Genomic DNA, 12,026 nt, shown 5'->3' on the forward strand with positions numbered 1-12,026 from the left:
GTGGGACAGAAATCGGTAATTCGTTAGAATTCGATTTCGTCGTCCCACCTCCGCACAGTTGAGTAGGGCTGTAAAAGCTGATGAATTCAGCGTAGTAGAGCCCACTCAACCACTGCGTCTTGTTCGACAATCCAAAGACAATTGAGAGGCTAGGACTTTTGTCCCAGCCTCCTTGATTTTATTTGACAGATGCTCCGTTAGTCGCGATGACTTCCTTGTACCAGTCAAAGGATTTCTTCTTGGAGCGCTTGAGTGTTCCCCTGCCTTCATTGTCCCGGTCCACATAAATAAAGCCATAGCGCTTCTTCATCTCGCCAGTGCCGGCTGATACTAGGTCGATACAGCCCCAGGTCGTGTAGCCCCACAGCACCACACCGTCTTCATTGATGGCTTCCCGCATGGCCTTTACATGGGCCGCTAGATAGTCAATCCGATAATCATCAGCCACATAGCCATTTTCATCAGGAGTATCCACTGCACCTAGACCATTTTCCACGATAAACATGGGCTTTTGATAGCGATCCCAGATGGTATTTAACGTAATGCGCAAGCCCAGCGGATCAATCTGCCAGCCCCACTCAGAAGCTTCCAAATAAGGGTTCTTGAGAGAAGCAAAGATATTGCCCTCCGTTAGCTCATTGACCTTAGGATCTCCTGAAGCCACTCGACTAGCATAGTATGAGAAGGAAATGAAGTCCACCGTATGCTCCTTGAGTAGCTGCAGGTCTTCTTCTGTCATTTCGACAGTGATATCCTCGCGCTCCCAAGCTTTCTTCGCATAGTTAGGATATTCACCACGCGCCTGCACGTCAATGAAGAAATAATTTTTCCTGTCTTCCTCCATACCAGCCCATACATCACGTGGATGACAGGTGTTAGGATAATTTTGCCCCGCCGCCAGCATACAGCCGACCTTGTTTTCCGGGTCAATCTCATGAGCCAGCTTGGTGGCAATGGCTGACGCGACCAGCTCATGATGGGCTGCTTGGTACTTGACTTGCTCCTCATTTTCGCCTTCTTCAAAGCAGAGCCCCGCTCCCATAAAAGGTGCATGCAGAATCATATTAATTTCATTGAAGGTCAGCCAGTACTTGACCAAGCCCTTGTAGCGGGTAAAGAGAGTGCGGCAGAGACGCTCGTAAAATTCCAGCATGCGACGATTCCGCCAACCACCATATTGCTCAATCAAGTGCATGGGACAGTCAAAGTGAGTAATGGTCACCAAGGGCTCAATACCGTACTTGTGGCATTCCTTAAAGAGGTCTTCGTAAAATTTCAGGCCAGCTTCATTGGGCTCCAGCTCATCACCCTTAGGGAAAATCCGGCTCCAGGCAATGGACAGTCGATAGGTCTTAAAACCCATCTCACCAAAGAGGGCAATGTCCTCCTTGAAGCGATGGTACATATCAATGGCTTCCTTGGCTGGATAGAAATAGCCTTCCTCAAAGTCAAACATCTTTTTCTTACCTGTGATGATGGCCAGACGGTCCTCACCAATCGGCACCACATCTACATTAGCCAGCCCACGACCATCCGCATCATAAGCACCTTCACACTGGTTGGCAGCCGTCGCTCCACCCCACAAAAAACCATCCGGAAAAGTCAGTTTTTCAGTCATATTTCTACTCGCTTTCTTATTTTACCACTTCATTCACTTATATTATACCGCAATCTCAATAGCTTTACTTGTGAAATACTGCGGAATAGTGATACTATCCTATGTTTCTCCCTGTCTGTTTTCTAATCTTACTCTTTCTAGGCTTCCTATCATTTACCCAGATAATAAGCCTCAGCCCTCCTCCAAAAAGACATATGAAGCAAAACAAGCAAAAAGACCGGATTGCTCCGATCTTTTCAAGTTTCTCTCTATAAAAATCAATGAATAAACAAGGCATCGAACCGCAGGCAGTACTGGAGTACGGCACGGTGAAGATAACGCAGTTTACATTTGATTTTTGACGAGAGGAATTATTTAATTGCGCGTGATTGCAATCCTTCTTCTTCCAAGAAGAGACGGAATGGTACGAGTTCTTCTGCTTCGTATTTTTCCTTGAAGGCTTTGATGGCTTCTTCTGAGTGAAGTTTTGGATCGAGTTCAAGTACTTCTACTGGAAGTGGACGGTGTTGCGTGATACGGGCATCGATAACAACAGTTTTACCTTCTTTGTTCAATTTAACAGCTTCTGCAACAACTGCATCGATGTCTTCGATACGATCAACTGTAAATCCAATAGCTCCTTGAGCTTCAGCGATTTTCGCATAGTCAGCATTAGGGAAGTCACAACCAAACAAGTGTTTGTTGGTATCTTCGTATTTGTCCTTGATGAAGGCATATTTACCATTTGAGAAGACAACGTTGATAACTGGAAGGTCGTATTGAACGTTTGTGATAACGTCTGGGTAGCACATGTTGAATGCACCGTCACCCATGATGTTCCATACTTGGCGATCTGGATTGTCTTTCTTAGCAGCGATACCACCAGGAAGGGCAATACCCATTGTCGCAAAGAGTGGAGATGTACGCCACATGTTCTTAGGTGTCATGTGAAGGTGACGAGTAGATGTTTGAGTAGTATCACCTACGTCGATTGAGTAGATAGCGTCTTGGTCAGCATGTTTGTTAATGGCATTATAAACTTGATACAATTGCAATTCACCCTCAGTTTTACCTTCGAGTTTGTTCATGTAATCACGCCAGTTTTGGTTGTTCTTCACGTTTGCACGCCACCATGGAGTAGACTCAACTGGGTTTACTTTGTCAAGGATTGCTTTCGCTGCTTGACCTGCATCACCAAGGATAGAAGCGTCAAGGGCATGGCGTTTACCAAGTTTGTAAGGGTCGATATCGACTTGGATGAATTTTTCAGTGTTCTTGAAGGCTTCGTAAACTTCAGCAAATGGGAAGTTTGATCCAAGGAAAAGAACAGTGTCTGCTTCAAAGACCACTTCGTTGGCTGGTTTCCAACCAACACGGTAAGCAGAACCTGTCAAACCTTCATAGTTCCATTCGAAAGCTTCAAAGTTTTTACCAGTTGTGATGATTGGTGCTTTGATTTTACGTGACAATTCAGTGATCACTTCACCAGCTTTGACACCACCGTAACCAGCGTAGATAACTGGGCGTTCAGCATTGTTCAAGATTTCAACCGCTTTGTCGATTTCAACTTCGTTCAAGGCAGGAGCGATAAATGAACGCTCGTAAGAACCTGAACCGTAGTAAGAGTTTTCGTCGATTTCTTGGAAACCGAAGTTTACTGGAATTTCAACAACAGCTGGACCTTTTTTAGAAACTGCAGCACGGCAAGCTTCGTCAATTACTTTTGGCAATTGCTCAGCGTAGGCTACACGTTTGTTGTAAACAGCGATACCGTTGTACATTGGGTTTTGGTTCAATTCTTGGAAAGCATCCATGTTGAGTTCGTTAACTGGGCGTGATCCAAGGATAGCAAGGAATGGAGTGTTATCCATAGCTGCATCGTAAACACCGTTAATCAAGTGAGTCGCACCTGGACCACCTGAACCAACTGCAACCCCGATTGAGCCGCCGAATTTAGCTTGCATCACCGCTGCAAGAGCACCTGTTTCTTCGTGGCGAACTTGCAAGAAGCGGATATCTTTGTCTTCAGCCAAAGCGTCCATCAATGAGCTGAGCGTTCCTGATGGGATACCGTAGATGGTGTCTACGCCCCATGTTTTCAATACGTTGAGCATTGCTGCAGATGCAGTAATTTTCCCTTGAGTCATAATAACTCTCCTTCAAAATTAAATTATTTATCGAAAACTTTCAGATAATATAATGAAAACGTTTCAATAAACTTACTCTACAAATTTATCACTTTTTCCACCGCTTGTATAAGAATATGCTCAGGAACGCTTTAGAACTATTACATAACAATTATGAGATTTTTCTGACTTTTGAAATGTATATTATAATAGATTTCAGAAAAAGGTGAAAGTGACTCTCGCTGACCTTTGAAACTGGGGAAGATTTTAATTTGGAGCAAGCTAGAAATTTAAGGGCTAAACATGCTATAATATTGCTAGGTAAACGAAAATATTCCAAAACAGTAGGTGAAAAGATGATCAGAGAAGCCAGTCCTAACGACCTAGATGAATTACTCCATTTATACCTCTCCTTGCACGAGACGGCCATTCCAGAAAAAAGTCCAACCTTACAAAAAGTCTGGCAGCGGATGGTAGAAGATCCAGACCACCATATCATTGTCAAAGTGCTTGACGGAAAGATTGTTTCTTCTTGTATTTGTGTCGTTATTCCCAATCTCACGAGAGGACTACGCCCCTACGCCCTGATCGAAAATGTCGTCACTCATCATGACTTTAGAGGCAAGGGCTACGCCAGTGAATGCCTTGATTTTGCTAAGAAAATAGCGACCGAAGCCAATTGCTACAAAATGATGCTGCTGACGGGCTCCCAGAAAGAAAGCACCTGGAATTTTTATAAGCGGGCAGGTTACAATCATCATGATAAAACTGCCTTTAACCAGTGGTTAGACTAAAGCAAGCAAAAATCTTTAATAAATATAGAATAGATAAAGTCGAAATCAACCTCTGCTTCCAATTGTCGAAGAAAGTGATCTTTGGGAACCAATTCGTCTATCGTATAGAAGCCATATTGGCAGCGATTATAATCTGGTTTTTCTTTGTGAAACATAGCGAGCACCTCATAACTTTTCTTATCATTATTATACGACTTTACAAAAAAGTCCTTAGAAACTTCTGTTCTGAGGATTTTGTCTTCAATCTGAAGCCAGCGTTTTACTACGCTGGCTTTTGCAATACTGATATTGCTTATTTCAACTATCATTTTTTTATTTGTAATCATTCTAAAATGTGATATAATAAGGGTGAATTGGAAATAGGTAAACTATTTTCATCATTCTTTCAAAAAATATTCTATTAAGAAATATGTAAAGACAGATTAGAAAGTGGGAAATCACTATGTCCTCTTATAAAAAAGTCTCTCTTTCTGAGATCAATCAATCTATTGAGACTCCAAATAACAATCATTTTTGGCAAAATCTAAAAGCATTCTTAGGACCTGGTGCACTTGTGGCAGTTGGCTACATGGATCCTGGAAATTGGATCACCAGTGTGGTTGGTGGCGCCTCCTACAAGTACAGCCTTTTATTTGTTATTTTAATTTCATCCATCATTGCTATGCAGCTACAACAGATGGCTGGGAAGCTCGGTATCGTGACGAGGATGGACCTAGCGCAGGCCACAGCTCATCATGCTCCCAAGTGGCTTCGCTATAGTTTGTGGGTGATTTTAGAATTAGCTTTAATGGCGACAGACTTGGCTGAGGTTCTAGGTTCAGCGATTGCCTTAAATCTTTTGTTTAAAATACCGATTATGATTGCTATCCTCTTAACCGTTTTAGATGTGTTTCTTTTGTTGTTGTTGATGAAATTTGGTTTCAAAAAAATTGAAGCTATTGTTACGACCCTTATTTTAACCATATTAGCCATCTTTACCTATCTTGTGGCCTTATCCAATCCAAGTATCCAGGGGATCATTGGTGGTTATTTGCCAACTTCAACTTTATTTGAAACACCGTTACCGGGTCATGAAAGTCAATTGACCTTGGCTCTAGGGATTGTGGGAGCGACAGTCATGCCCCATAATCTCTATCTCCATTCCTCTCTATCCCAAACAAGGAAAATCAATCACAAAGATAAGAAGGATATTCGAAAAGCAGTTCGCTTTATGACCTGGGATTCAAATCTTCAGTTGTCTCTAGCCTTCATTGTCAATTCCTTGCTTCTTATTTTAGGTGCCTCCCTCTTTTTTGGTCATGCATCTGAAATTTCAGCTTTCTCCCAAATGTACAATGCCTTACAGGATTCGACAATAGCAGGAGCGATAGCCAGTTCAACTCTGTCCACTTTATTTGCTCTAGCCCTCTTAGCAAGTGGTCAAAATTCGACCATTACAGGCACTTTGACAGGACAGATTGTCATGGAAGGTTTCTTACATCTAAGATTACCTCAGTGGCTTATCCGTATCGGTACCCGTATTTTTGCCTTGCTACCTGTGATTATAGTCGCCGTTTTATTTGGGTATCAAGAAAAAACCCTGGATCAGTTATTGGTCTATTCACAGGTCTTTCTTTCAATCGCTCTTCCGTTTTCAATTTTCCCTTTGATTTATCTTACCTCTAAGAAGTCACTGATGGGAGAATTTACTAATGCCAAGTGGAACACAATCCTAGGTTATGCAATTTCAATTATCTTAACCATTCTTAATATCAAGCTTCTTTTCGATATTTTTTAAGAGTGGTTTTGAAGTCAAGTCTCGGCATCGGCGTGAAGATTGGTAAATAGAAAGTAGTCGTAGTTGATTCATAAAAAGAAACAAAAAAGAACAGTTGAAACTGTTCTTTCAGATTGAAGACAAAGCCCTTAGCAACTTCTGTTCTAAGAACTTTGTCTTCAGTCTGAAACGAGTGTGATAACAAAGTCACACTCGTTTTGAAATGTCAGTTTTAACTGTTTGATTAAGCTGGTCAAGAAAAAGATTTTCTCAGAGATACGGTTGCAGAGCCTTGGACAGCATCGCATAGCCAGCAATAGTCAAGTGCAAGCCATCCGTCGTAAAATCCTCCCGCAGCTGACCGCCCTCATCCAAGAAATTGTCATAAAGGTCAATAAAATGGACATTGGTATAAATGCTTGCTAGGTCTTGGTAGGCACGATTGAGGGCTTGGATTTTCTCGTTCGTCCGGATATAAACCGTTCCTTTGTACTGTTCTTTCTCATTCACAGGCAGGACGGACAGCAACTGGATCTGAGCCAGAGGATAGTCGCGGGAAATCTCCTGAATAACCGCTTCTAGATTGTCCAGTGTTTCAGCTTGAGGCATCTCCTTACCAATGTCGTTGGTTCCAATCAGGAGAAAGATCTTGTCCAGAGCCTGCCCAAAGAGATGGGCATCCAAGTTCTCTAGAAGCAAATCAGTCTTGTAGCCACGAATGCCACGATTGACCAAGGTTTTAGGGCTTTGCAATAGCTCATGCAGCGGGAAATATTCCACAATCGAATCACCGATAAAAATAATCGCTGGCTCTTTTACCGCAAGCCGATTCAGGTCCCGATAATTTTTCTGGATCTTTGCCTGCTCATTTAAAAGCCACTGTTCTAATAGTTGAACTGCCATTTAGACTCCTTTTTCTAAGTATTGCTCAATCACCTGCAAAACACCGGCCTCTGCATTGGCTGGTGCCAAGCGACTGGCAATGCGCTTAATCTTCTCATCCCCATTTTCCATAGCATAGGAGAAATCCGCTAGTTCCAGCATTTCCAAGTCATTTTCGCTGTCGCCAAAAGCCATGATTTCCTTGCTTTTTATTTGCCACCGGTCCATGAGCTGACGAAGTCCCCAAGCTTTGTGAAGACCTTCTTGGATAATGTCAATCGCGCCATAGCCGCTGGTCACAGCACTCAATCGTCCAGCAAATGCTGTATTGATCTGCCGCGTAATCTCTGCTGCTTGCGCTTCATCTACCATAACGCTCATCTTTAGCACTTCTTCAAACGGATGATCTTGCAGATTGGGTACGAAATTCATTCGTTTGTAGAAATGGGCCGCCATTTCCTCTATCATAATCTTGCTAATTATCGGAAAATCAGTGCCGTCCTGAACAAAGCCACCTTTAGTGGAAGTGACCACCAGATGCACCTCTCGTTCTTGACCCTGAAAATAAGCCAGCGTGTCCGCAATCAAATCAGGCTGCCAGAAAGTGCCCAGCAACATTTCATTCTTTTCAAAGATTCTAGCGCCGTTGGCGACGATCAGGGTCATACGCTCTGTCAAATCGCCCAACAATAAACGCATTCGTTGAATTTCATTGCCCGTCGCAATGACAAACTTGATGTCCCGCTCTTCCAGCTGGTCTAAAACTGCTGTCAAACGTGGCAAATCCAGCTCGCCTCTCGGATCCAAAAGGGTGCCGTCCATATCCGTAGCGATCATTTTAATCGGCATCTTCCCACCTCATTTCTATAGTCTCAGATACTTATTTTTCACTTTATTCCATAAATATTTGAGATAAGCTTGCCCTTTTAACTTTTTGACTAATGATTTTTCAAAATCTTTTACTTGGGCATCTACTTGATTTTTAGCACTTTTCCCCGCAATCGCATAGCAACTTCTAACCGTATGGTAACCAGCCGAGCCTCGATTATTCTGAGGGGCTTTGAAGGCTTGCCCGCCATTCCGAATCGCCAGCCTGCGAAACTGGGGATCCCACTGGGCTGGACTTTTGACATCGTAGTAATAATGGGAACTGTGATTGAAAAGCGAGGGTTTCTCCCCATAATTAAAACTGGCTCCATTGACTAGCCCATTTTGACTGCTCTTTTCTGGATCTAGGATATTGAGAAAGTGCCCTTCCCTATCCAGAATAAACTCGGTATGGAAACGATGCAGAATCTTGATATTAGCCTGATAGGGCTGCTGGTCTGGGTAGAGCACCTTGCCCTTATTGACAAAGGCTTTATTGTGCAGCCGTGAAGATTCCCAGAGCTGGCAATCCAGGTCAGGATGCGCCTGAAAATAGGCTACAAGAGCCTGACCGTCTGTCATCCCCGGCTTACGAAAATGCTGTCTGACCCACTGAACCTGCTGACTGGAAATAAGGTACCGAAACTGGTGCAACTGACCTTTTAACCTTTGATTGCCACTGTCTGCAATAAAGTCTGCTGGAGAAAAAGCCTGCCGAACCGTTTGAGAAAACTGGCGCCAAAGGGGAGCGTGCGGCGATAAGTTCGGATGCATGCGCGAGAGCAGTTTGGTGATTTCTGCTGCTTCTCCACTCAATTCGTCAGGCATGTCCATATAGATCATAGCTAGCTCTAACAATTTCTCAGCTTGCTGGGGCTGAGCGGCTCGACATTCAAAAGACCATAGCTTCTGAAAGAGCGGACTGCCAAATAGGCAGGCCTCCTCAAAAAGACTCTGGTGGTCAGATTCATACGGTAATAACGCCATTTCTGCCAGAAAAACTTTATCAAGAGCAGCTTGAGACCAGCCGATCGCTTGTAATTTTAGGCGGTATTGCTCGATTTCTACTTCCATCACCATCCACATCCATCATATGAAATTTCTTCAGCACCGTTTAGGACTCCGCTAGCAGGTCCATGTAGCCTTAAGACCTCTCCTATTTATCTCTAAATATGCCAAAATTTCATGTAAAAGTCAACGTACAAAGGAACATTCAAGCTCAAATTGTATTCTTTCAGCATTTTTTGCTATACTAGTCTTAGGAAAACAACGAGGACAAAAGATGACGCCAAATAAAGAAGACTATTTAAAATGTATTTACGAGATTGGCACGCGCCAGGGAAAAATCACCAATAAAGAAATCGCCCAACACATGCAGGTTTCTCCGCCGGCCGTGACGGAGATGATGAAGAAAATGCTGGCTGAAGAACTCCTAATCAAGGACAAAAAGGCCGGCTACCTGCTGACCGACCTAGGCCTGCAGCTGGTCTCTGACCTCTACCGCAAGCACCGATTGATTGAAGTATTTCTGGTTCAAAAGCTGGGCTACACCACGGACGAAATCCATCAGGAAGCCGAAATTCTGGAACATACCGTTTCTGAACGCTTTGTCGCAGGCTTGGAAAAAATGCTAGATTTCCCTGAGACCTGCCCTCATGGTGGCACAATCCCAGCCAAACACCAGCTGCTGAAAGAAAAATACCATCAAACTCTGGCCTCCGCTCAAGAACCCGGTAACTACCTCATCCGCCGTGTCCACGACGACTTTGAGCTTTTGGCTTATCTGGAAAAGCACAATCTAAACATAGACCAAGAAATCAATTTCCTCCAGTATGACGACTACAGCCAGCTCTATCAACTGGAAGTGGATGGCCAAGTAATCCAAGTTATCCCTATGATTGCCCAACAGATTTATGTAGAAAAACTATAAACAGAACCCAGTTCGGACTTTTTAGTCTAAACTGGTTTTTTTATTGACAGAAATAAGATGTCGGAATATAATAAGTATACTTATAAAATATCTAGAGGGAAAGCTATTGGAAACATCGCAGTTTAACTCCATCTACAAGGATGAATACAAAAAATCAACCGGTCTACTCTTTATCCGCGCCTACCACAAGTGGCATGGGCTGATTAAAAGCCAACTGAAAACAATTGATCTGACCCATCCTCAGTTTGTCGTTTTGACTACTCTTGCAGCGCTCCTGCGTCAGCAAGAATGGGTGAGTCAAACCGATATTGCCCGATTTTCTGACATGGATGTCATGACCGTATCCCAAATCATCCGCCTCTTGGTCAAGAAAGAATTGATCATGCGGGAGGTCCATCCCAAGGACAGCCGTGCCAACATCATACTTCTAACGGATACGGGACTGCAAAAGGTCAACCAAGCCCTTCCTCTGGTAGAAGGCATTGATCAGGCATTCTTTGGAAAATTAGAAGATAAAACAGAAATATTCAATCAACTTTTAATAGCACTGGAGGCAGAAAATGACTAGATTTTGGATTGGTGTCGTATCAAAAGAACATGTACTAAGAGGTGTAGAAGGTGGATTTTGCCAAGTCTGCCATGGAAAGAAAGCACCACTAAACCGCATGAAAAAAGGGGACTATCTTCTGTACTACAGCCCCAAACATCAGCTAAATAGTCAGGAAAAGCTACAGGCTTTTACAGCAGTTGGCAAGATTCTAGATGACACAGCCTACCAAGTAGAAATGTTTGAAGGTTTCTTCCCTTTTCGACGTGACGTCAGCTACTACCAGCCTGTCAAAGACTGCCCCATCGAGCAAGTACGGCCACATCCCGAATGGCGTCAATACGCTTCTCAACTACGTTATGGACATTTTGAAGTTTCGAAAGAATTTTTTCTCTATGTCTTTGAACAGATGAAGGGAGAATAGGAGGCTGGGACATCCCGACCTCCTATTGTTCGTATCCGATATCATATACTCTATAATTGTTTTAGCAGGAATTATGGAGTTTTTTTAGGAAAAATCCTATCTACCTTACTGAAAAGTATAAATCAAATCACATCACAAACCTCCTAGAAAGACCTGGGCTTTTCTGATCAAAATAATACTCTAGACACTTCCACTTCATCACGTTTTTTAAAAGAAAGAAAAGATCCTATTTACCCCCTTGCAAACCTTTTCACTTTTTGCTAGAATGATGTCAAAAAATTAAGAAGGACAAATTATGCCACAAAATCTCTTTAAAGAATTGGCTCAACTGGAGCAAGTGGAAGCTCTGGCTCTCGGAGGCTCACGGGCCGGCCAACATTTTGACCAAGACTCAGACTATGATGTCTATGTCTACCTGAGCGCTCCTCTCGCGCCAGCCATCCGCCAGGAAATCCTCAGCAAGTACTGCTCCTATATGGAAATTGGCAATCAATTTTGGGAACTGGAAGACGACTGCGTCCTCAATAATGGTATCGAGATTGAGCTGATTTACCGCTCGCTGGACGACTTTGACCAAGACCTGCAGACCGTCGTTTTAGAGCATCAAGCTCAGAACTCTTACACCACCTGCATGTGGTACAATCTGGTCCAAAGCAAGATTCTCTACGATCGAGACGGCCGCTATGCTGCCCTCCAGAGCAAGTACAGCCTGCCCTATCCAGCTGAGCTGAAAAAGAATATCATCAGCAAGCAGCTCCTGCTCCTCGACCAAGCTATGCCAGCTTTTTCAAGACAAATCAAAAAAGCTCTCAAGCGCCAAGACCTGCTCAGCATCAATCACCGCAGCAGCGAGTTTTTCGCCTCTTACTTTGATGCTCTCTTCGCCCTCAATGAGCAGCTCCATCCAGGCGAAAAGCGCATGCTCCAGTATGCCAAAGAAAATTGCTCCCGCCTGCCTCAAGATTTTGAAGCCAATATCCAAGACTACTTCCAACATCTCTACCAGCCAGACCAGCAACAGAAAGCGGTCCTAGCCTTGGATAGCCTCTTAGACAATCTTAAGCACTTGATTGAAGCAGCCATCTAGAATTTCAACAAATAAA

12 protein-coding genes are annotated in these 12,026 nt (G+C 43.4%); 6 read left to right on the forward strand and 6 right to left on the reverse strand.

Annotated elements, in window-relative coordinates; genetic code table 11:
• Positions 1–178: 178 nt before the first annotated feature.
• Positions 179–1,618, reverse strand: a complete 1,440-nt coding sequence (locus tag A0765_RS01330) for a 6-phospho-beta-glucosidase (RefSeq protein ID WP_062004249.1) — start codon at positions 1,616–1,618, stop codon at positions 179–181.
• Between the two features lie 350 nt (positions 1,619–1,968).
• Complete coding sequence (gene spxB / locus A0765_RS01335) at positions 1,969–3,744, reverse strand: pyruvate oxidase (RefSeq protein WP_062004251.1); 1,776 nt, start codon at positions 3,742–3,744, stop codon at positions 1,969–1,971.
• Between the two features lie 335 nt (positions 3,745–4,079).
• Here spxB and A0765_RS01340 point away from each other — a divergent pair, with 335 nt between their 5' ends.
• Positions 4,080–4,517, forward strand: coding sequence for a GNAT family N-acetyltransferase (locus A0765_RS01340; protein ID WP_062004254.1), 438 nt, complete (start codon positions 4,080–4,082; stop codon positions 4,515–4,517).
• Here A0765_RS01340 and A0765_RS01345 read toward each other — a convergent pair.
• Positions 4,514–4,825, reverse strand: a complete 312-nt coding sequence (locus tag A0765_RS01345; RefSeq protein WP_048765413.1) for a hypothetical protein — start codon at positions 4,823–4,825, stop codon at positions 4,514–4,516. The genes A0765_RS01340 and A0765_RS01345 overlap by 4 nt on opposite strands.
• Before the next feature lie 134 nt (positions 4,826–4,959).
• Here A0765_RS01345 and A0765_RS01350 point away from each other — a divergent pair, with 134 nt between their 5' ends.
• Entirely contained in the window at positions 4,960–6,294 is a 1,335-nt protein-coding gene (locus tag A0765_RS01350; protein ID WP_048765415.1) for an Nramp family divalent metal transporter, read from the forward strand.
• 249 nt (positions 6,295–6,543) lie between these two features.
• Here A0765_RS01350 and A0765_RS01360 read toward each other — a convergent pair whose 3' ends face one another.
• Genes A0765_RS01360 through A0765_RS01370 form a run of 3 tightly spaced genes read right to left on the reverse strand, consistent with a single transcriptional unit; the run spans position 6,544 to position 9,102 of the window.
• Positions 6,544–7,176 carry an SGNH/GDSL hydrolase family protein gene (locus tag A0765_RS01360; RefSeq protein ID WP_062004258.1) on the reverse strand — a complete coding sequence of 211 codons (633 nt, stop codon included), beginning with the start codon at positions 7,174–7,176 and terminating at the stop codon, positions 6,544–6,546.
• A complete protein-coding gene (locus A0765_RS01365; RefSeq protein WP_062004260.1) occupies positions 7,177–8,004 on the reverse strand; it encodes a Cof-type HAD-IIB family hydrolase in 828 nt (275 codons plus the stop codon).
• Between the two features lie 15 nt (positions 8,005–8,019).
• Entirely contained in the window at positions 8,020–9,102 is a 1,083-nt protein-coding gene (locus A0765_RS01370) for a DUF3114 domain-containing protein (protein ID WP_371259493.1), read from the reverse strand.
• Between the two features lie 202 nt (positions 9,103–9,304).
• Between A0765_RS01370 and A0765_RS01375 the strand changes: the two genes are divergently transcribed.
• The 4 genes from A0765_RS01375 (at position 9,305) to A0765_RS01390 (ending at position 12,010) form a co-directional block, all read left to right on the forward strand.
• Positions 9,305–9,952, forward strand: a complete 648-nt coding sequence (locus tag A0765_RS01375) for a metal-dependent transcriptional regulator (protein WP_062004264.1) — start codon at positions 9,305–9,307, stop codon at positions 9,950–9,952.
• A 106-nt stretch (positions 9,953–10,058) separates the two neighbouring features.
• The gene (locus A0765_RS01380; protein ID WP_062004266.1) at positions 10,059–10,520 is read left to right on the forward strand and encodes a MarR family winged helix-turn-helix transcriptional regulator; all 462 of its coding nucleotides are present in this window, start codon (positions 10,059–10,061) and stop codon (positions 10,518–10,520) included.
• On the forward strand, positions 10,513–10,923 hold the full coding sequence (locus A0765_RS01385; protein WP_062004268.1) for an EVE domain-containing protein: 411 nt from the start codon (positions 10,513–10,515) through the stop codon (positions 10,921–10,923). Before A0765_RS01380 ends, A0765_RS01385 begins: the two co-directional genes overlap by 8 nt.
• A 295-nt stretch (positions 10,924–11,218) precedes the next feature.
• Positions 11,219–12,010, forward strand: coding sequence for a nucleotidyltransferase domain-containing protein (locus A0765_RS01390; protein WP_062004269.1), 792 nt, complete (start codon positions 11,219–11,221; stop codon positions 12,008–12,010).
• The last annotated feature ends 16 nt before the right edge of the window (positions 12,011–12,026 follow it).

The sequence above is a fragment of the Streptococcus cristatus genome, from assembly GCF_001588905.1.
Taxonomy (GTDB): Bacteria; Bacillota; Bacilli; order Lactobacillales; family Streptococcaceae; genus Streptococcus; species Streptococcus cristatus_N.